At 52.6% G+C, this 19,701-nt stretch carries 20 protein-coding genes; 5 read left to right on the top strand and 15 right to left on the bottom strand.

Annotation, left to right across the window (positions count from 1 at the left end; genetic code table 11):
- Nucleotides 1–6 precede the first annotated feature (6 nt).
- Genes ACMHXI_RS08535 through ACMHXI_RS08525 form a run of 3 tightly spaced genes read right to left on the bottom strand, consistent with a single transcriptional unit; the run spans nucleotide 7 to nucleotide 2,134 of the window.
- Nucleotides 7–732, bottom strand: a complete 726-nt coding sequence (locus ACMHXI_RS08535; protein WP_025886969.1) for an amino acid ABC transporter ATP-binding protein — start codon at nucleotides 730–732, stop codon at nucleotides 7–9.
- Entirely contained in the window at nucleotides 725–1,402 is a 678-nt protein-coding gene (locus ACMHXI_RS08530; RefSeq protein ID WP_044733837.1) for an amino acid ABC transporter permease, read from the bottom strand. The genes ACMHXI_RS08535 and ACMHXI_RS08530 overlap by 8 nt, the downstream gene beginning before the upstream one ends.
- Nucleotides 1,403–1,408: 6 nt before the next feature.
- Nucleotides 1,409–2,134: a basic amino acid ABC transporter substrate-binding protein gene (locus ACMHXI_RS08525; RefSeq protein ID WP_044735676.1), complete on the bottom strand. Its 726-nt coding sequence runs from the start codon at nucleotides 2,132–2,134 to the stop codon at nucleotides 1,409–1,411.
- Between the two features lie 411 nt (nucleotides 2,135–2,545).
- Between ACMHXI_RS08525 and ACMHXI_RS08520 the strand changes: the two genes are divergently transcribed.
- Complete coding sequence (locus tag ACMHXI_RS08520; RefSeq protein WP_025011535.1) at nucleotides 2,546–3,112, top strand: phosphoribosyltransferase; 567 nt, start codon at nucleotides 2,546–2,548, stop codon at nucleotides 3,110–3,112.
- Nucleotides 3,113–3,179: 67 nt separating this feature from the next.
- Here ACMHXI_RS08520 and ACMHXI_RS08515 read toward each other — a convergent pair whose 3' ends face one another.
- The 8 genes from ACMHXI_RS08515 to ACMHXI_RS08480 form a co-directional block, all read right to left on the bottom strand.
- On the bottom strand, nucleotides 3,180–4,469 hold the full coding sequence (locus ACMHXI_RS08515; RefSeq protein WP_129979271.1) for a glycerophosphodiester phosphodiesterase family protein: 1,290 nt from the start codon (nucleotides 4,467–4,469) through the stop codon (nucleotides 3,180–3,182).
- A 185-nt stretch (nucleotides 4,470–4,654) separates the two neighbouring features.
- Nucleotides 4,655–4,867, bottom strand: coding sequence for a hypothetical protein (locus ACMHXI_RS08510; RefSeq protein ID WP_025886971.1), 213 nt, complete (start codon nucleotides 4,865–4,867; stop codon nucleotides 4,655–4,657).
- A gap of 97 nt (nucleotides 4,868–4,964) precedes the next feature.
- Nucleotides 4,965–7,610 (bottom strand): aminopeptidase N, encoded by a 2,646-nt coding sequence (pepN, locus tag ACMHXI_RS08505; RefSeq protein WP_109248529.1) that lies wholly within the window; start codon nucleotides 7,608–7,610, stop codon nucleotides 4,965–4,967.
- Between the two features lie 213 nt (nucleotides 7,611–7,823).
- Nucleotides 7,824–8,417 (bottom strand): penicillin-binding protein activator LpoB, encoded by a 594-nt coding sequence (gene lpoB, locus ACMHXI_RS08500; RefSeq protein ID WP_243892918.1) that lies wholly within the window; start codon nucleotides 8,415–8,417, stop codon nucleotides 7,824–7,826.
- A gap of 22 nt (nucleotides 8,418–8,439) precedes the next feature.
- Nucleotides 8,440–9,795 (bottom strand): COG3014 family protein, encoded by a 1,356-nt coding sequence (locus ACMHXI_RS08495; protein ID WP_335922653.1) that lies wholly within the window; start codon nucleotides 9,793–9,795, stop codon nucleotides 8,440–8,442.
- Nucleotides 9,792–10,280 (bottom strand): peptide deformylase, encoded by a 489-nt coding sequence (gene def / locus ACMHXI_RS08490; RefSeq protein ID WP_025886974.1) that lies wholly within the window; start codon nucleotides 10,278–10,280, stop codon nucleotides 9,792–9,794. The genes ACMHXI_RS08495 and def overlap by 4 nt, the downstream gene beginning before the upstream one ends.
- Before the next feature lie 22 nt (nucleotides 10,281–10,302).
- Nucleotides 10,303–10,515 carry a SlyX family protein gene (locus ACMHXI_RS08485; RefSeq protein WP_025011529.1) on the bottom strand — a complete coding sequence of 71 codons (213 nt, stop codon included), beginning with the start codon at nucleotides 10,513–10,515 and terminating at the stop codon, nucleotides 10,303–10,305.
- A 3-nt stretch (nucleotides 10,516–10,518) separates the two neighbouring features.
- On the bottom strand, nucleotides 10,519–11,493 hold the full coding sequence (locus ACMHXI_RS08480; protein WP_144165109.1) for a WD40 repeat domain-containing protein: 975 nt from the start codon (nucleotides 11,491–11,493) through the stop codon (nucleotides 10,519–10,521).
- Nucleotides 11,494–11,698: 205 nt separating this feature from the next.
- Here ACMHXI_RS08480 and fkpA point away from each other — a divergent pair, with 205 nt between their 5' ends.
- Nucleotides 11,699–12,475, top strand: a complete 777-nt coding sequence (gene fkpA / locus ACMHXI_RS08475; RefSeq protein WP_025011527.1) for an FKBP-type peptidyl-prolyl cis-trans isomerase — start codon at nucleotides 11,699–11,701, stop codon at nucleotides 12,473–12,475.
- 90 nt (nucleotides 12,476–12,565) lie between these two features.
- On the opposite strand, the gene ACMHXI_RS08470 is transcribed toward fkpA, so the two are convergent.
- On the bottom strand, nucleotides 12,566–13,534 hold the full coding sequence (locus ACMHXI_RS08470) for a zinc transporter ZntB (RefSeq protein ID WP_101052502.1): 969 nt from the start codon (nucleotides 13,532–13,534) through the stop codon (nucleotides 12,566–12,568).
- A gap of 405 nt (nucleotides 13,535–13,939) precedes the next feature.
- On the opposite strand from ACMHXI_RS08470, the gene ACMHXI_RS08465 reads away from it, so the two are divergent.
- Nucleotides 13,940–14,314, top strand: a complete 375-nt coding sequence (locus ACMHXI_RS08465; RefSeq protein ID WP_025011525.1) for a YacL family protein — start codon at nucleotides 13,940–13,942, stop codon at nucleotides 14,312–14,314.
- Nucleotides 14,315–14,369: 55 nt separating this feature from the next.
- Here ACMHXI_RS08465 and ACMHXI_RS08460 read toward each other — a convergent pair whose 3' ends face one another.
- Together ACMHXI_RS08460 and narQ are read right to left on the bottom strand one after the other, a co-directional pair.
- Nucleotides 14,370–14,999 carry a response regulator gene (locus tag ACMHXI_RS08460; RefSeq protein WP_025011524.1) on the bottom strand — a complete coding sequence of 210 codons (630 nt, stop codon included), beginning with the start codon at nucleotides 14,997–14,999 and terminating at the stop codon, nucleotides 14,370–14,372.
- Complete coding sequence (gene narQ / locus ACMHXI_RS08455) at nucleotides 14,992–16,701, bottom strand: nitrate/nitrite two-component system sensor histidine kinase NarQ (RefSeq protein WP_028780137.1); 1,710 nt, start codon at nucleotides 16,699–16,701, stop codon at nucleotides 14,992–14,994. The genes ACMHXI_RS08460 and narQ overlap by 8 nt, the downstream gene beginning before the upstream one ends.
- A gap of 315 nt (nucleotides 16,702–17,016) precedes the next feature.
- Between narQ and nrfA the strand changes: the two genes are divergently transcribed.
- Nucleotides 17,017–18,420 (top strand): ammonia-forming nitrite reductase cytochrome c552 subunit, encoded by a 1,404-nt coding sequence (nrfA, locus tag ACMHXI_RS08450; RefSeq protein WP_028780136.1) that lies wholly within the window; start codon nucleotides 17,017–17,019, stop codon nucleotides 18,418–18,420.
- A 92-nt stretch (nucleotides 18,421–18,512) separates the two neighbouring features.
- On the opposite strand, the gene ACMHXI_RS08445 is transcribed toward nrfA, so the two are convergent.
- Nucleotides 18,513–19,055, bottom strand: a complete 543-nt coding sequence (locus ACMHXI_RS08445) for a hydrolase (RefSeq protein WP_044733845.1) — start codon at nucleotides 19,053–19,055, stop codon at nucleotides 18,513–18,515.
- Nucleotides 19,056–19,356: 301 nt separating this feature from the next.
- Here ACMHXI_RS08445 and glnK point away from each other — a divergent pair, with 301 nt between their 5' ends.
- On the top strand, nucleotides 19,357–19,695 hold the full coding sequence (gene glnK / locus ACMHXI_RS08440; RefSeq protein WP_025011521.1) for a P-II family nitrogen regulator: 339 nt from the start codon (nucleotides 19,357–19,359) through the stop codon (nucleotides 19,693–19,695).
- The last annotated feature ends 6 nt before the right edge of the window (nucleotides 19,696–19,701 follow it).

Genomic DNA, 19,701 nt, shown 5'->3' with positions numbered 1-19,701 from the left:
CTGTGCTCAGCGCAGCACCTTGGCAAGGAAGCCTTGAGTACGGGGATTTTGCGGCGCATTGAAAATCTGCTCCGGCGTGCCCGCTTCCTGGATCACCCCTTCATCCATGAAGATCACCCTGTCAGACACCTCGCGGGCAAATCCCATCTCGTGAGTGACTATCACCATGGTCATGCCGTCGCGAGCCAAAGATTGCATCACGTCCAGCACATCGCCGACCATTTCCGGATCCAGCGCCGAGGTGGGTTCGTCAAACAGCATCAGTTCGGGAGACATGGTCAGGGCTCTGGCAATGGCCACCCTCTGTTTCTGGCCGCCGGACAAACTGGATGGATAGGCATCTTTCTTATCTGCCAGGCCAACCTTACCCAGCAGTCCCAAAGCCTTGGCCTCGGCCTCGGCCGAACTCATCAACCCCAGCTTGACCGGTGCCAGCGTCAGGTTGGCCAACACTGTCTTGTGGGGAAACAGGTTAAAGTGCTGGAATACCATGCCCACTTTCTGTCTGAGCTTGTCGACACAGGCCCCCGGCGCCGTTATCGATTCACCGGCTATCCGTATTTCGCCTTCAGTCGGTTGCTCCAATAGGTTGATACAGCGAAGAAAAGTACTCTTGCCACTACCACTGGGGCCTATAATACTGACCACTTCTCCCTTGGCGATATGCTGATCTATGCCCTTGAGTACTTCCAGTTTGCCGTAGTACTTATGCAGGTTGGTTATCTCAATCACTTTGTTTCAGCCTCGCTTCAAACTTACCCAACAGCCAGGTGAAGCTGTAGGTCAACAACAGATAGATAAGGGCACAAGTCAGCAGCGGCACCACATCTTCGAAGGTTCGGCTGCGGATGATTTCACCGGCACGCATTAGATCCACACCACCGATAAAGCCGATGACGGCCGTTTCCTTCAAAAGCACGATAAATTCATTGCCGAGCGCCGGCAGAATATTCTTGATTGCTTGTGGCAACACTACCTCACGCATGGTCAGTGAATGGCTCATCCCCAGAGAGCGGGCGGCCTCGGCCTGGCCCTTGTCGACCGCCTGGATACCGGCACGGATGATCTCACTGATATAGGCGCCACTGTTGAGGCCAAAGGCGATGATGGCGGCTGTCACCTTGTCGACATCCATGGCGGCCAACACGATAAAGTAGAGGATCACCAGTTGAACCACTACAGGGGTACCGCGGATCACCCCGACATACAGCTTGGCCGGCCAGCGCAGATACCAGCGCTCGGACATACCCATCAAGGTGGTGAGCACCCCGAGAATGGCACCGAGGATCATGGCGAAGAAGGTCACAGTCAAGGTGACCTTGAGGCCGCTTAGGATCAGCAAAATACCGATCATGCCGTCTTCCCCTATGGGGGTAAACAGCGAAGAGATTATTGCATCCATCTAAGATTACTTCTGATACTTTTCAAGGAGTTGTTGGTATTCACCAGAGCTTTGCAGCCGTGACAGGGTGGCATTGATCTGGCCGAGCAGTTCGGGTTGATTCTTGGAGACTGCAATACCGTAAAACTCGGGTGAGAAGTCGATATCCAGTTGTTTGAGAGTGGGGTTCTTGGCCAGATAAGTGGCCGCCGGTTGGCTGTCGAACAGTACCAGGTCTACCTTGTGGTTTTTCAGCTCCATAAAGGCTTCAAAACCCGTATTGAAGGCCACGACTTCGGCCTTGAGTTCCTTGGCCATGATGTCGCCGGTAGAGCCCAGCTGCACCGCAATCTTCTTGCCGGCAAGATCAGCCGGAGTGTTGAATATCTGGCTGTCCTGATTGACTATCACCACTTGGGTGGCTTCGTAGTAAGGCGTGGAGAAGTTGACGCTCTTTTGCCGCTCATCCGTGATTGTCATGCCGGAGGCGATAAAATCGATTTTGCCTGAGTTCAGCGCCACTATCAGAGAGTCGAACTTGAGGTTTTCTACCTTGAGGGTTTTACCGGCGTCGGCGGCAATCGCCTTGGCAATATCGATATCCAGCCCTTTTACCTCATCACCATTGGCGCCCCCCATATATTCAAATGGAGGGAAGGCAGCATTGGTACCGACGACCAGTACATCTTGATCTTTACCGCAGCCGGTCAACAGCAAAGCCGTGACAGTGGCCAGAAGCAGGGATTTTTTCATCATTGAAGATACTCTTGAAGAACCGTATGGCTGGCACTATAGCCAGTTCGAACGTATCAATCAATAACCAATCATAAAAAATGACTAATTATTCATTTGTTGGTTTTGTCTTGTTAGAAAATCTTTGTTAATTAGTTTGTTATTTATTAATTGAACATGCTTAAGTGAATAAAGTAGATATTGCTCAACTAGGACTGAGCGACTAGAGAAGATTTTTTGTCGCCTGAGACACAAGAATGTGCATTTGGCACAGCGCCAAAGAAAAATTTGTTATAAAATGCGCGCCCAAAATCCTCTGCCTGCCTACAATGGTGGAAGCCACTCCGGATTTTGGAACCGGCCTCCAATTCAGTACCTGCCAAAAGCAGACAGCGAAGCACACAAAATAGAACAAGATGGGGTCGCATACCTATGACAGAAAAACGCTTTATTACCGCACAGGAATTGCTGGAGGACTCATTTCGTCTGGCAGCACAGGTCTATGACAGTGGCTTTCGGCCACAGTTTATTGTTGGGATCTGGCGTGGCGGCGCCCCAATAGGGATTGCGGTACAGGAGTTTTTCGACTTCAAAAAAGTGGAGACCGACCATATTGCGGTGCGTACTTCATCCTACTACGGCATAGGCACAGACAAGCAGAGCAAGGAGATCAAGGTTCATGGTCTGCACTACATTGTTGAAAATGCCAATGCCGATGATGGTTTGCTGATTGTTGATGATGTTTTTGACTCCGGCCGCAGTATCTTTGCACTGAAGGAGAAACTCGGTCAGCTAATGCGACTGAACATGCCCAAGGATATCCGTATCGCTTGTCCTTACTACAAGCCACAGAACACTGCGGTGCCACTGAAGCCCGACTACTATATCCATGCCTCGGATGAATGGCTGGTATTCCCCCATGAAGTTTCCGGTTTGAGCCCGCAAGAACTGGCTGAAGGTAAGGGCGATTTGAGAAATATCAAAGAGTTGTTCCTCTGATAAAGGGTTTCTATCATCAAATACTGAAGAGGGCGCCAATGGGCGCCCTCTTTGTTGCTCACACTCGTTATATGTCCATGCAGTTGGCGTAATAAGTCACAGTTGCCGGCCAATCGGAGAAGACACCCAAGACCTCTACCTCTTTGGCCAGTACATCCAGCAGTTGATAGACATCGCCATCGTTGTTGATGCCATCGCTGATGCTCTGATAGTACCAACCACCGCCTTGCGCCAGGGGGCCAGAACGTTCCAGTGACCAAGTGATTATTTTAAGCCCGGCTTCCTTGGCCGCCAGAGCATAGGCCGAGGGAACTATCTTGCCGCTGTCATCCAGAGCCACCAATACCCACAAGGGCGGCGCAATGATTTCGACTCCCAGCGCCTTGAGCCTTTGCATATCGGCCTGCCAATGGGTCAAATCATTGGGGTTAAAGCTGCTGTCTGAGTCATACCTGTCATCCAGATAGACGGCCTGCTTGCCAAAATCGGCGTTATTGGCCAACCAGTATTGCACATCTTCCAGATTAAATGACTGGGGATAGACATCTTTTGCCGGCACCCCGGCGGCCTGATATTCGTCGATCATCTTCTGAGCATAGTCCTGTTGGCTAAAGCCATCGAAGGGCATGGGCACACTGGCGGCCTTGAGTTCAGGCGTCATCTTGACCTTGGCTTCTTTAAACAGAGCTATGCTCTCGGCGTGGGTCATCAATGTGCCACAACTGGCGTAGAGATCCGTGCGCCAGGCAGGAGTGCCCTCCATAAATTCATGCGCCGTGGTGGCCTTGGGATTAAAGCCATCCATCTTGCCGCAAAGCTGTTTGAATTCGTTCAGGGTTATATCGCTGGTACAGCACTCGGCGCTGGCGTTAACACCATTGGCAGCATCGGCGGGAGAGAAAGGCTGACGGCATTTGGCTGCCAACTCAGGGATACCCAGGATATTGGTGGTTGTGGCCAGATCGCATTGGGAGTGCCGACAAACCAACTGTTTATCGGCGGTGAAGGTGACATCGCATTCCACTATTCCGGCACCGGCATCTATAGCTGCCAAATAGGCTTCTTTGGTGTGCTCAGGGAACTGCATGGAGGCGCCGCGGTGGCCTATGCTGAAGTCGGTGCGATAAAAGGGCCCCTGGCTGCATTGTGCCAGTTTATCTTTGAGCGGCCCTTCATCCATGTCATTTACCAGAAACAGGGGACGGGGGCCCAGATTGGCGCCAACTTTCTCCTGCTGATCCTGTGTCGGGGTTGAAGTATTGGCGTTGTTGTCATTGCTGTTGCAGCCACCGAGCAACAGGCCAAACAGTACAGAGCCAAGTAATACCGACGTTGTTTTGGAGTGAAAAGCCTTCATTAAGCAGATCCTTATACTATTTCGCACAGGAGTTTACTCACTTGGCGAGAATGGTATTTAGTCATAAACAGGCCGCTTAAGCTAAAGACGGTTGATGACAGCCGGATAGCAAAATCATGACAATTAACTTAATTAATACAGTATCTTGTTCCGGATATACTGAAGAGAAACCTATTGCGTTAGTCTTAGAGCCGATTGATCTTGTCCTTCAGATCGTAGCTTTTGTCCGTGACTATGGTTTCCAGGTTGGCAATTCGCTGCCTCAATTCATCCACTTCCCGTTGCAGTTTTTCAACTTCGCCATTTTGGTGATATTGCTGCTTGCGGTTGTAATCCTTGATGAGTATCACGGCAAAGATGCCTATGACTATCACAAGCATCAGACTGATTAATCCCATAACGACTCCTTGGTGTTAAGCATGTTGAACATTCTGGCACAGTATAGGGGGACAGGAAAATCAAGGGCCTCATTGAGGCCCTTGTTCTGTCTTTCGGCTAAGGTTTCAGGGTATCTTTTATCAGTACGCAGCGCTGCTCTCTCTCAATGGCTTGCTTGAGATTACGCTGGGTCATGGCCGATAGCTCAGGGTTGGCCTGTAAGGCTTTTTCGAGCTGCAGTACTGAGGCATGACTGCATTGACGCGGTAATAATGCCGGTGCGTAACTGCGCATAAATACCGGGCCTTTTTCGGCGTCCAGGGTGGCCAGCTGACTCAAGCGCTGCTCTGCGGTGCTGGCCTGGAGTTGCCCTTGGCTGCTGGGATAGAGGTTTTCCATTGCCACCCTCAGCTTGGCAAACGGCAGCGCCGAATGGTTGATTTTCTCCAGCCAGCGGCGTTTACCGGCAGTTTCCGGGCGCACCACTTCGGCGGCGATGGCCGCCTTTTGCCCCGAGTCGCTGTTATCAAGCTTGGCTTCTTGCTGCAACAGAAGTTTGCTGGTGGGGTAATCGTAACAGTTCAACTGATAGATAAGCTGCCAGCGGGTATCTTGATCCAGCTCCACTCCCCTTATCTTGCTGTGGCCTTGCAGCAGTGACAGCAGGTGATCCAGCGAGTCCCCGTCGCGGGCAAAGTCCACATAGGCATCGAACCAGCGCCGCTGCAGATCTTTATTATCCGCGTTTTGCATGGTCAGACGCAGGCTCATCTGCGCCAGCGCTCTGATGGCGCGCTCGGCATAGGCCGAGTGAATGGGAGCCATCGACTCGAGTAAGGTCTTGCTGTAGCGCATATTGCCTAGAATTTGCCCCAGCAGGGTGTAATCGCTCTCTTTGGGAGCATTGATAAGCACAGTTTCCAGATACTTGTTCAAGGGCAAGTTACCGCTCTGGACACTGTCCCACAGGCTTTGCCAGAGCATCGCGCGCAGCAGGGGATCTTCTACCTTGGCCAGGTGATTGAAGGCGGTATCGAACGAGCGTGGGTCGAGCTCGACTTTGACATAGCCCCAGTCCTGATAGTTGGGATAAACCAAATCAGGACAGGACGCGCCTTTAAGTTGCGGCACCAAGGTCTTTTCACCTTGGTAGGTAACGGCCAGAGTTTGCAGCAGGTGCATCTCATGGCGGCCCTTGCTCAGTAAGGCCAACTGAACTTTTTGCTCTCTGAGCGTCGGATAGGCGGGATCGCTTGCCGACTGCAACAGAGCAAATTCGCTGATGCGGCCATCTTGGCACTGGAACTCAGCCTTGAGGCTGTTGACACCGGCGCTGTAGAGCCAATCCCGGGTCCACTGGCTCAGATCCCGCTTGGCGGCCTGGCCGAGACTGGTAATGAAGTCTTCCAGTGTGGCGTTTTGCCAGGAGTAGCGTTTGAGGTATTCACTGACGCCACGGCGGAAGGTTTGCTCCCCAAGCAGGTGGCGCAGTTGAATGAGAACCGCGGCCCCTTTCTGATAAGTGATGGCGTCGATATTATCGAAGGCGTTGGCACTGCTGGCCACAGGCACTTCTATGGGGTGGGTGGTAACGCCAGAGTCCTGCTGATAGGCACTCTGTTTGCCCCTGGCGTAAAAACTGCGCCAGGTATTGTCAAACTCAGTGGCTTCGGCGCTCGCCAGCATGCCCATGAAGGAGGCGAAGCTTTCATTGAGCCACAGACCGTTCCACCATTTCATGGTCACCAGATCGCCAAACCACTGGTGCGCCATTTCATGCATGATCACCGACGCCAAGCGCTGGCGCTGATTGGCTGTCATCTCACCACTGCCAAGAAAACGCCCTTCGGCAAAGGTGATGGCGGCGGCATTTTCCATGGCACCATAGAGGAAGTCAGGCACCAGCAGTTGATCGTATTTTTTAAAGGGGTAGTCGATACCGAAATAGTCGTCAAAAAACTTAAGCCCGGCGTCTGTGTATCTGAACCAGTCGGCGGCATTGACCTGGGCCGCCACTGATTGGCGGGCAAACAGGCGCATGGGGTATTTGCCGCTGTTGTCTTGCCAGACATGGTAAGGGCCTGCATGCATGGAAAAGTTGTAGGGGCTCAACTTGGGTGTTGCCGGAAACTGCCACAGCTGGTTGTCACCCTCCGGGGTCACACTCAATTCTTGGGTGGCGCTGATCACCTGCCAGTCTTTGGGGGCTCTGACAGTTAACTTGTAGCTGGCCTTGAGATCCGGTTGGTCGAATACGGCAAACATCTGCTGCGCGGCGGCGGGCTCAAAGTGGGAGTAGAGATAGACCTTGCCATCGACGGGATCCACAAAGCGGTGCAGCCCTTCACCATTGCTGGAATGCTGGCGTGTGAAGCTGACTTCTATCTCATTGTCGCCTTTGAGCAGCAACTTGGCACTGATCTCCAGATAGGCGCCATTGTATTTGGGATAGAGCCTGTAGCCGTTGATCTTAAGGCTGGTGATCTGCGCCTTGCTCAAGTCCAATGTCAGGGGCTGTTGGTTATCGCTGAGACTGAAACGTACCAGGGTGCGGTTGGCAAATCGCTCGCTGCCATCCAAGGTAAAGTCCAGTTCATAGCTGACATTGCTGACTCTGGCAGAGCGAGCCATCGCCTGTTGCTCACTGATATAACCGCTGCCATCCCGCACACCGGTAGAGGATTGAGTGCTGCTGCAGCCGCTGAGTGATAGCAGTCCGGCAGCCAACAGGCTAAGACCAAACAACCGGGGAAGAGATTTCACAAACAGATTCCTTGCTTTTTATTGTTTTACCATTGGGTGTCGGTGTTTTCCCTCACAACTGGAATGAAAGGGGAGGGATACACCTAGGGTTAATACCCTGTCAGGCTTGGCGCCCGCGGCATAAATTACGCTATTTGCCGACAAAGAACAAAGGAGAAATGTTACAAAAAAGCCGCTGTGACAGCGGCTTTTGGGAAGGAGCGTTAGATTTGGTTAGAGCCCGAGGAAGGACTTGGACTTCACTTTGCGGATCTCTTTTTCATCGGACCATTCGATCAAGCCGGTTTCCAGGTCCATCAGGCGCATGGTCATCTTGTAGTAGACATCACGGGTGCTGCCATCTTGTTTGACTATGCTGGAAAGGTTGCCGTAGAGCATGTATTGAGCACCTATCTGACGACCGAACTTGATGGCGGTGGATGGGTCAACCATGCCGGCGTTATTCTGGTAGTCCAGTTGCTTGCGCACTGAATCCACCTTGGTCATATCGATAAAACGGAACTTGCCTGAGCGCAGCAGCTTGTTGCTGATGGAGTCGGTCACTGACTCAGTATCTATATGCTCAGAGGTCTTGTTCTTGATCTTGTCGACAAAGATGATAGGTCTGTCGTTGGCTGTCATGGCCACCACAGGCGGGAAAGTCAGCATGCTGTCGACCATTTTGGCGGCAATGGCTTGCAGATCTGTCGAACCGAAGTTTTCATTCACTGTCTCTACCTCAGTGGCATCACCGTATTCCACTTTGGATTGACAGGCTGCCATGCCCATAGCCAGTATCAGTATCAGTATCAGCTTCAAGTGTTTCATAGTCAGTTCCATTTCAAGGTTATCAAATCAATTTTGTATAAAAACGTGTGACATTGCCAGTGTCTATTGCCCAGACCAGAGTGGTCTTGCCACTCTGAACCTGAATTTCCGTGCCCTGATTGTCCAGGGTCAGTTGATAGCTGCCGGCATCGACAAACTGCCTTGCTATCTGTGCCTGCCTAGGTAACGTGAGCCAACTGCGGCGATCGGCCTGCTCTGTGACCACGTTGAATATCTGCATGGCAATCACCCCAAGGTCCGAACCGTCTTTGCGTTCGGCCTTGCGGGCCATTTCCGACTTGGCATAGACCCTGGCGGCCTGGCGCACCAGCAGATAGGGTAGTTCCTCCTTGAGCGCCGTGATGGCCAAGGCATCTATATTGGCTATCGGGGCTGCGGTCATAGGTTTTGACAAGCCGCGGATATTGGCACTGCTGACCGGCACTCTGGAGGGCATATAGGTGGGCAGAGAGACAGTTTGCCAGTTGCCGTGAATGATGAAGGGAACTGTTAGGCTCTCCTTGGCGGGCACAAAGCCGCGCTCCAGCAGCAAGATGACCTGACCTTGCCCCTTGGCGGGCGTGGGCGCTTCTCCCCAACGGCGTTTGAACTCATCATACTGAGGCATGGCAAGCTCTTTGGCCAAGCGCACCAGATCCTGCTGCAGATAAGGATTCTCCGGCATAATCTGCGCCGCCTTGCGATAGTCGATAAAGGCATCGTTGCGCTCACCAAGGATTTCGTGCAGTACCCCTGTGGTGTAGTAACTGTAGGCGTTCAAAAACGAGCTGGTGACACTGCCGGCAGCCTTGCCCAGTTTATCCATTTCGGCGCTGATAGTGCCGTTGGCCATCTGCTGCACCGCACTGCTGGATTTCTCGTACCTTTGCTGTTCCAGCGATTGCAGTTCATTGCTGCGACGCACCTCCACCAACGCGCCTTCGGCATCGCCGGCAAACAGATAATTGAGAGCCTGATATTGGTGCAGCATGATGCGCTCATACCCGGGACCACGATAGGGAATGATATTGTCGTTCAGCAGCAGGCTGCCACCCTGTGAACCCAGCTCGGACAAACTGAGCTTGGCTTTGTCGTCGAATGCCTGATAGGCGGCTATGGCGCTTTGGTAATAGTCTTTACTGGCGGTGAAATCGCCGCTTATCTGCGCGGCGCGCCCCGCTTCCTGGGCATAGAGCAGGCCATCGCGGCTGCTGATCCCGCCTGCCAATTCCTTGGCGGCATTGCCCGGCATTGATGAGTTGAGTTCGGCGCGAACGCCGGCCAGTTGTGATGGATAGTTGACCAATACACTGTTGAAGGCGCAGCCAGTGAGGCTCAGAGACAACAACAGTGGCAGCAGTAACTTGCCTGACTTCAAGAGTCGGCTCCTTGGTTTTGGATCTCCAGTCGTTCTCTCAAGGTGAGTCCTTCCAGATGATCATATTCATGCTGAAAAATGCGCGCGACAAAGCCTTGTAACCATTCTTGCTGCCACTCGCCGCTGAGATCCTGATAACGTACCTCAATGCTTTCATGGCGCAGAATCTGTACTCTTTCACCGGGCAGAGACAGGCAACCCTCTTCTCCGGCCAGCATCTTGCCTGAGCGTTTGAGTATCTGCGGGTTGATCACCACCTGGGGCGCCATCAAAGGCGCATCCGGATATCTGTCGTTGGGATGGGATGCCATAATAAACAAGCGGATACCTTGGCCTACCTGAGGCGCGGCTATGCCAACCCCCTGTGCCAGTTTCATGGTCTCGAGCATTTTCTCGGCCAGGGCCGCCAAAGGTTCATCGAACTGTTGAACCGGCTGGGCAGCCTGCCCCAGAATACGTTCTCCGTAGGTTGCTATGGCTAACATCCTTATCCCCCCTTTATTCGACTCAGTAGTGAGGCGGCGGCGTTTCTTCCGATTGAGACGCGATATTGCTCGGTTCTACCGCTTTGAGTTTACTGATTAACAACTGGATCTGAAACTGCTGCTCGGCCACTACCTTATTGAGTTCGAAAATCTCCTGACTCAATTCTTCCAGTGTGGCTTCCTGAAATGACAGCTTGGTTTCGAGCTCTTCGATCCTGTCCGGGATTGCTTGCATTACTTACCTCTGTGTTGGCGCCGACCAGCGTTCCAGCAAGCTGGCACTGCTGATACTCTGAAGTTGGCCGTTGTCGGATTCAGACACTGAGTATACTACGGCGCTTTGGGGCAAAGGCTTTTTTGGCAGTGAAACTTGCCAGTTGGCGACTTTTTTCCCCGAATCGACCTGCCACAGACTCAATTCTCTGGCCGGCGTGCCGGTCAACAAGGCCTGCTCCTGTTGGATAAAGCGCGCTGCCGAAAAGTTCATTTGCCGCCGGACTATCGCCAGCGAGCTGGCCAGTTTCCCAGAATCATTGTGCCAAATGTCGGCATTGCCGGTACTGTCGGACACTAAACTAAGGTTACCGCTGCGGCTGAGGGCAACCTTCAGTACCCTGGAGTCCATCTGCCAACGCCTCAGTACCTGAGCATCCTGGGTGCGCCACAGCAGGGCGGTGGCATCGTTGGCGCCGGTCAATGCCAGGCGGCCATCGGCAGAGAGGGCAACGCTGTTGACCTTTTCACTGTGGCCAAGAAATTTCACCAGCACACCTGTGGTCGGGGTCAGCGACATCACCGCGCCATCGGCCAGCCCTACCAGCAACTGGCCGTTGTCGGCCACGGCCACAGTCTGGGCTACTGCCGGCAGTGACCACCAACCCGCCGCCCGGCCGTCGGCGATTTTCCACAGTGCAACTGAATCGCGGCTTAACGTCACCGCATATTCTCCATTGGCCGAGATATCTGTGGCGATGACATCATTGGCTTCACTGCCTTGAGCCCACTGATACTTGACCGCGCCTTGTCTGAGATCCCAAAGCCTGATCCCCTCCTGGCTGCTTATCAAAGCGTAGCGGCCATCGGCAGAGAGGCTGGCGCTGTAGCTGGGATCGGCCGCCAGGGATTGGCTGCTATTGGGGCCTGGATGGCAGGCACCAAGGCCAAGCAAAGTAAAACTGAGCGTGCAAATAAGTAGCAATCTGTTTATTGCCATGAACTTATACCGCCTCGACTTGTCATTTTGAGTAAGGGTAAAACGCTGTCGCTTCCATGCAAGGGTTATCGGTTTGTCGGCCGCTTTCCCTTGTTAACCAGTATGGATAATCTGCTTTGTATCTCAAAGTTAACTGGTATAAAGTGAGTCGTCTTACATATTTTGGGTTAATTGTAACCATTTGAAGATCCTGAGGATGCCTTTAATGAAACCGATTTACAAAATTTCACTGGTCGCACTGGCCCTGATCGGCCTTTCCGCCTGTAACCAAGAACAAAAAACAGCGAGTGCCGACAAAGTGGAACTGAGCTCTGTCGAGCAGAAAGAAGCCTATAGCGTGGGCGCCTCTATTGGCCGCTACATGGCCGGCCATATCAAGGAGCAGGAAGAGCTGGGTTTCTCAGTCGATCGTGCTTTGATTGTGACTGGTTTCCAACAGGGGCTGAAAGACGAGCTGCAACTGACTGAAGATGAGATGCAGAAAGTGCTTGAAGGTCTGGACCAGAAGCTGAATGAAAAACGTATGGCCAAGGTCCAGGAGATGGCGGCCAAGTCGATGCAGGAAAGCAAGGCTTATCTGGAACAGAACAAGGCCAAAGAGGGTGTGATCACCACTGAGTCCGGTCTGCAATACGAAGTATTGACTCCAGGCGAGGGTGAGAAGCCGGCCGCCGAAGACGTAGTGACAGTTCACTACCGTGGTACTCTGATCGACGGCACTGAGTTTGACAGCTCCTACTCCCGCGGTGAACCGGCAGAATTTGCCCTGAACCGGGTGATCCCTGGCTGGACCGAAGGGGTTCAGTTGATGCCGGTAGGCGCCAAGTATCGCTTCGTTATCCCATCAGAGCTGGCCTATGGCGAGCGTGATATGGGCACTATTCCTGCCAACTCCACACTCATCTTTGAAGTCGAGTTGCTCAAGGTCAAAAAGGCCGAAGCCCCCGTAGAGCCGACCGAAGCCGAGGCTTCTGCCAAGTAATCCCTTCTTTTACGGAAAGTGGATACCCGATATTGAAAAGGACGCCGCCGGCGTCCTTTCTGTTTACAGTCACTTATTGCGTCAGTAATTCTAAAGCCACTTATAGCGATAGAACAGCCACAACTGTCCCCCTACCAATAGCAACAGGAACAGGCAAAAGGCTCCGAAGGCCCAGCCGACATCGGCGCCCGGGATCCCGGCGATATTGACCCCGAGCAGACCGGTAAGAAAACCCAGCGGCAGAAAGACGGCGCTGATCAGCGACAGGAAATAGAGGCGGCGATTGACTGCCTCGGCCTGACGGTTTTGTAACTCTTCCTGGGTGACGCTGGCCCTGTCTCTTATTGCGTCCAGATCTTCGATGCAGCGAATGAGTTGATCATTGATTTCGTTGAATTTAAGCCGCTGCTGTTCATCAAATACCTTGGCCGAGTCTGCCAGCAGGCGGGTAAAGGCTTCCCGCTGCGGCGCCAGGTAGCGCCGGACCACCACTATCTGGCGCCTGAGCTCGGCGATATCGCTGCGTAGATCCCTGTCTTTACCGGCCATGACCTTGTCTTCCAGATCGTCGACAGTTTCTTCCAGCCGGTCGATAAACTCCGTCTTACGTTGGGTGAGACGCTGCGTCAGCGCCAGCAAAAACTCCCCGGTATTGCCGGGGCCAGCTCCCTGGCTGACGCTCTGGATGATGTCTTTGACCGATAACAGCTCGCGACTGCTGGTGCTGATAATTCTGTGATTGTCCAGGTAGAGGCGTATCGACACCATGTCTTCAGGGTCGGCCCCTGGGTTGTGATTGACCCCTCTGAGCGCCAGCAGGAAGCCCTGGCCGGATTGTACCACCCTGGGGCGAGTGTCCTGCGCCAACAGGGCAGCCACTTCCAGCGCTTCCAGGCCGCTGTGTTGTTGCAACCACTGACGGTTGGATTTCTTCTTATAGTCCAGATGCAGCCAGAGTATGCCCTGCTCCGGGCGCCAGTCGCTGACCTGTTGCTGCGTCAACTCCTTGCCTGCCATCTCCCCGCTGAGCAGCAAGGCACAAAACTGTTTTTCGGCCATAGATTCACTCTCATAGGTTTGCTTTAGTTCAAGCTAACCTAGTTATACCACTGGGCATAGGAATTTACTCACTCAGTGACAATGAAAAGCTGGGCAGGCAAGTAAAGTAATGGAAGGATATCGGGATAAAGCGACATTGGCTTGCGCCGCATACGTGCTTTTTCAACTCGCCCTTGGGGAGCTTGTCAGCCACCCGATGACTACACCAACTTGTCTCGCCGTAGCATCACTATGCCATCGCCAATCTGGCTTGAACCCCAATGGTTGACACAGTTCTGAGCAAGTCAAACTTCTATAGGGAATGATATTACGATAGAAAGTAAAGCCCAGGCATAACTATGGGCAATCCCCTGGGCTCTGGGTTAAAATTAGGATAGGTTTGATTACAGCAAAAGAAGTGGCACCATGGAATACGAATTTCGGCGCAATTCACTGACGGGAACCGCAATGGCCCGCTTCAGTATGGAGCATCATGTACTGGGGCAATGGTTCTCTGAAGAGTTGGCGGATAACGCCGAGATCTGCACTCAGGTCAAACAGGCATTGGCGGATTTACAGTCAGGGCGCATTCGCGAATGGCAGTTGATTGGCCGGGATCTGACGCTGCAACTGGATCAGGAGCAGGTGCGGGTTTACGCCAATGTGCTCGAATTCGGTGAGAGTCAGGAGTTGGATGAGTCCCTCTCTCTTTATGATGCCGAGTCAGAAGCCTGGTGCGGCCTGGAAGACTTTCAGGATGTGCTTGAGAGTTGGTGTGACTTTCTGCACCAGAGCCGCTGAACAAGCGGCATTGGCAGCAATGAGAAGGGACGCAGTGGCGTCCCTTTTTCGTGGCTTAACGGTTGAGATAACGCACCGCCATTTCGGTGCGGGACTTGGCATTGGCCTTGCGAAGCAGGTTTTTGACATGCACCTTGACCGTGCCTTCGCTGATATGCAGTTCTTCGGAGATCACCCTGTTGCTCTGGCCTTCAGCCAGATGCTGCAGTATCTGCAACTCTCTCGGTGTCAGGCTATCGAGCCAGGCTTCCTCGTCGGCGGCATTTTTCAATTCAAACAGATAGTCTTCCACTTCGGCGCTGATCACTCGGTGGCCGGACATGGCTTCTTTCAGCTGCCCAAGCAGCAGATCGGGTTCGGTATCCTTGAGCAGGTAACCATCGGCGCCGGCTCGCAGCAAACGGATAACATCCTGTTTGGCATCGGAAACCGTCAGGATAACGATTCTGGAGGTGACTCCCTCCTGACGCAGGGCGTTCAGAGTATCGAGACCCGTCATGCCTTTCATATTCAGATCCAGCAGGATAATGTCCGGTTCGTTTTCGGCGGTAGCCGCCAAGGCGTCGAGCCCGGTACCGGCTTCACCGAAGAGACTAAAGTCAGGATCGGATGCCAGTAACTGACAGATACCGCGACGCAGTAAGGGATGGTCATCGACTACCAGAACTGAATAAGGTTTACCCATGATGTGGCTCCTGCTGAGGTGGGAAAGTCAGGACAACACTGGTGCCTCCCGACGCATTGCTGGAAAATTCAACCATACCCGAGAGGCGGCTGGCTCGCTCGTGCATTATCCCTATGCCGAAATGTTGATCCCTTTCCTTGATATGCGCCAGGCCTATGCCGTTGTCTTCGACACTGATAACCACCATGTTATCAGAGTTCTTTTCGCAGCTGATACAAATACGACTCGCATTTGCATGTTTAATGGCATTGAGGGTGGCTTCTCGGGTGAGCTGCAGAATATGAATATGTTGGTGCGCCGCCAGTAACTGTGGCGGCAGGCGATAGCTGAGTTCCAGCTCCGTGTCTGTTTGGCTGCGCAGTTGCTCCAGCATGGCCTCGAGGGCGTTGCGCAGATTGGGTTCTTTAACAGTCAGGCGGAAGGTAGACAGCAGTTCTCTGAGCTGGGCGTAGGCTGTGGTCACCCCTTCATTGAGTTCTTCGAGCTGTTGGGTCACCGCCGGGCTTTTGCAGCTCTGGTCGAGGCCTTTACGCAGCAAACTTATCTGGATTTTCAGGAAGGACAGCAGTTGCCCAAGAGAATCGTGTAGCTCCCTGGCGATAACCGCCCGCTCTTCCAGCAGGGCCAGCTGTTGGCGTTGTTCGGAGGCGTTGTGAATCACTATCGAGCGAGCCAGCATGATGGCGAAGTTTTCAAACAGGGGCACATTGATATCGTGCTCGCCTATCACTTCCAGAAAGCCGAGTTCCTGTTGTTCAAACTTGAGCGGAAACTGCATGGTCTGTCCGGATTGCGGCCAGATATCCTCGTCGGTGGCGATCACCTCCATGGCATCTTCATCCTGCTGAATAATCAGCCGCAGATGTTGCAGGTGCTCATACTCCTTGAGTTGCAGCAGCGACTGCCGCATCACCTCGAAATTGAGTTTGCCCGAATGCAGCAACACCAGATTGTCATAAAGAAATTTGAGCTCACGGTTGGCACGGGTCAACGCCAGGGTCTTCTCCTTCACCTGAGTTTCCAGGTTGCCGTAGAGAGTTGCCAGCTCCTGAGCCGTACTGTCGAGGGCATCGGAAAGAGCGCTGAGCTCAATATATTCCGTCTTCGGCATTTCGACGGCAAAGTTACCCTTGGAAATAGTGTTGGCCGATTCCATCATCTGTTGCAGCGGCACCACCACCTTGCGTTTGGTAAAGCGCACGGCGATAAAGGCAATCAGCAGCATCAACCCCAAGCCCACTATCTGGCTGACGGCCAGCAATCTTAGTTTGAAGGCGGCGTGGTGCTCCATCTCCAATACCAGCAAATCTATGGTATCGACAAAGTCTTTCAGCGAGGAGGCATAGTTGCGCGAGTCTTCCTGCTCTATGTAGTACTTCATGACCTTCCACTTGCTGATCACCAGTTGGTATTGCTGCCCGAGCCTGGCCGGCGATGACCAGTCCATAGAGCGTACCAAGGCATCTGAGTAGAGGGTGTTTTCAAATTCGCGAATTTTTTGCAGCGCTTCTTCACTGCCGGAGTTGGCATAAAACATCAGCCGGTAGCTCTGCATTCGCAGGGAGCCGGAAGCGTTGATCGCCCTGGCATCTCCCAGGCTGTAAGACAGATTGATAATGGCAAAAGTGGCCAGACCGCTTGAGAGCAGGATAAGGGTCAGCATTAAGCCTAAAATGGTAGAGGTCAAACTGCCTCGTTTCATGAAATATTCACTCACTTTTGCTAAGATTTCCTCAGTCCCTGCAGCATTACTCTCGATTATCGGAAAGAAAACGCGCCGATAAGATTGTCGAGAATAAAAAAGGACTTGGGTCTCAGAGTTCTACATTAGCCAGCGCTTGAATACATTAACAAGAGTACAAAAATGTGAACAACATCGCCTTCACATTTTGATCTGGCGCAAACTTCGCTCCGGATACCCCCTAAGAGGTATATTTTTGGCGTATTCAAGCGGCTACTTTTGACTTTGGAGATGTCGTGGTTATTGCAAATAACGATAAAGTAACACGGAGATGAGATGGTGAAAAAATTAAGCCAAAAATCCTTTGCACTCAGTGCATTGGTCGCGGCAAGCGTAATGGCTGCCGGTGCGTTTGCGAGTGACAAGACCGAGCCTCGCAACGAAGTCTACAAAGACAAGTTCAAAAATCAATATGCCAGTTGGCATGACACTGCAAAGAGTTCTGAAATTGTTGACGTATTGGCAGAAGATCCCAACCTGGTGATCCTGTGGGCCGGTTATGGTTTCGCCAAGGACTACAATGCTCCTCGTGGCCACATTTATGCCGTGACCGATGTGCGCAACACCCTGCGTACCGGTGCGCCAAAGAGTGCCGAAGATGGTCCAATGCCAATGGCTTGCTGGAGCTGTAAGAGCCCGGATGTACCTCGCCTGATTGAAGAGCAGGGTGAAGATGGTTACTTCACCGGCAAGTGGGCCAAAGGTGGCCCTGAAGTGGTTAACGCCATAGGTTGTGGCGATTGTCACGAGAAAGGTTCGCCCAAGCTGCGTTTGGGCCGTCCTTTTGCCGAGCGCGCCATGGAGACCCTGGGTACGCCATTTGATAAGGCTTCCCGCAAAGACAAGCAATCCATGGTTTGTGGCCAGTGTCACGTAGAATACTACTTTGAGAAAGTGGAAGGCCGTAAGGGCTTTGTTAAGTTCCCATGGGATCAAGGCACTACAGTGGAATCCATGGAAGCTTACTACGATGCCATCGAGTTTGCCGACTGGACTCACGCTCTGTCCAAGACTCCTATGCTGAAGGCACAGCACCCAGGTTATGAAACCTGGCAGCTGGGGGTTCACGGTAAGAACAACGTGACCTGTGTTGACTGTCACATGCCGAAAGTAACCAACGACAAGGGTCGTAAGTTCACCGATCACAAAGTGGGTAATCCGTTCGACCGCTTCGAAGAAACCTGTGCTCAGTGCCACACTCAGAGCAAAGAGTTTATGGAGAACCTGACTGCCGAGCGTAAAGCCAAAGTTAAAGAGCTGAAGCTGAAGGCTGAAGATCAAATCGTCAAGGCACACTTCGAAGCTGCTGCCGCCTGGAAAGCCGGTGCGACCGAAGCCGAGATGAAGCCAATCCTGACTGATATCCGTCATGCTCAATGGCGCTGGGATTATGCTATCGCCTCTCACGGTGTCGCGGCTCACGCTCCTGATGAAGCGCTGCGGGTACTGGGTACTGCGGTTGACAAGGCTGCCAATGCCCGGGTGAAACTGGCGCAGCTGCTGGCCAAGAAAGGTATCACAGAGCCTGTCGCTCTGCCTGATATCTCCACCAAGGCCAAGGCTCAGGCTGCTCTGGGTATGGACATGAAGAAGATGGTTTCCGACAAGGAAGACTTCAAGAAAAATGTTCTGCCTAAGTGGGATGCTGAAGCCAAGAAGCGTGAAGCAACCTACAAGTAACAGTCGTTAACATAACAAAATGAAAAATCCCCGCACCGCGGGGATTTTTTATCTTACAAGCCAGCAGTGGTAGCCAGTGAGTGATTACAGGCTTATTTGATCAGCTTAAGCAGAGCCTTAAAGCGTTCACCTTCTGCCTGATGTTGCAGTTCAAACAGTAAAGATTCGCTGTTGTTGAGCCTGGCTCCCTGCTGCTTCATCATCTCTATTCCCAAGCGTTTGTTGCTTTCACTGCGGGAGCTGACGGCATCGGCTATCAAGTGCACATAGAAACCCTGCTCGATAAGATCACCACAGGTTTGATAGACACAGACATGGGTCTCTATCCCGGCCAGCAGTACCTGTTTGCGGCCCGTGCTCAACAGTGCCTCACGGAACGCCGGGCAGTGCCAGCCACTGAAGTGATGCTTGGCAATCGGCGAAGTGGTCTTGGATAGCAGGGCAGCCAGCGACTCTGTCGTAGGGCCGAGCTTCTGTGGCAACTGTTCCAGCCAGAGCACTGGGATATCAAACAAGGCCGTGCCTTCTATCAGCATGGCCAGTTGTTGATGCAGCTGTTCACTCTTGTCCATTATCTGCGCCAGTTTGCCCTGAACATCCACTATGACCAGCACACATTCTTCCGCTTTTAACATCTTGTTCTCCTTTAGGTTGGTCTTAGGACAGGTGCAAACGAGTCCTTCTTTCTCTCCAGTCAACGACAGGACATTCAGTTAACGTCAGTACAGGGCTTAAGCCAATAGGCCTTAGGTCGTAGATGATTGCGCTTTTTTTGTGCGCATAAGCCTTACTTGCACTTAATTGGTGCATATCTGCAGCTCTTAACCTGGCCCGTAAAAGCTAACTCTTTATAAAACAAAAAATTAACATTTTGGCCTGATGCTTGAATTGCTTTTGGCATAACACCAATACAGCAAGGCGATTCTGGAGGTCTGGATGAAATTAGTCAGCGCAATCATTAAGCCGTTCAAGCTTGATGATGTCCGCGAAGCGATTGCGGGCATAGGCATTGAGGGGATGACGGTCACCGAAGTAAAAGGTTTTGGCCGACAAAAGGGGCATACAGAGCTCTATCGGGGAGCCGAGTATCAGGTGGACTTTCTGCCCAAGGTTAAGCTCGAGATTGCCACCAAGGCGGAGAATCTTGAGCACCTGCTGGAGGTCATCACCAACGCCGCCCATACCGGCAAGATAGGTGACGGCAAGATCTTTGTGACAGATCTGGAACAGGTTATCCGTATTCGTACGGGCGAAACAGACACAGAAGCGCTGTAAGGGGGA

The sequence above is a fragment of the Shewanella sp. BJSY2023SW005 genome (assembly GCF_047314585.1).
Classification (GTDB): domain Bacteria; phylum Pseudomonadota; class Gammaproteobacteria; order Enterobacterales; family Shewanellaceae; genus Shewanella; species Shewanella algae.
This window is presented reverse-complemented; position numbering and strand designations above follow the sequence as displayed.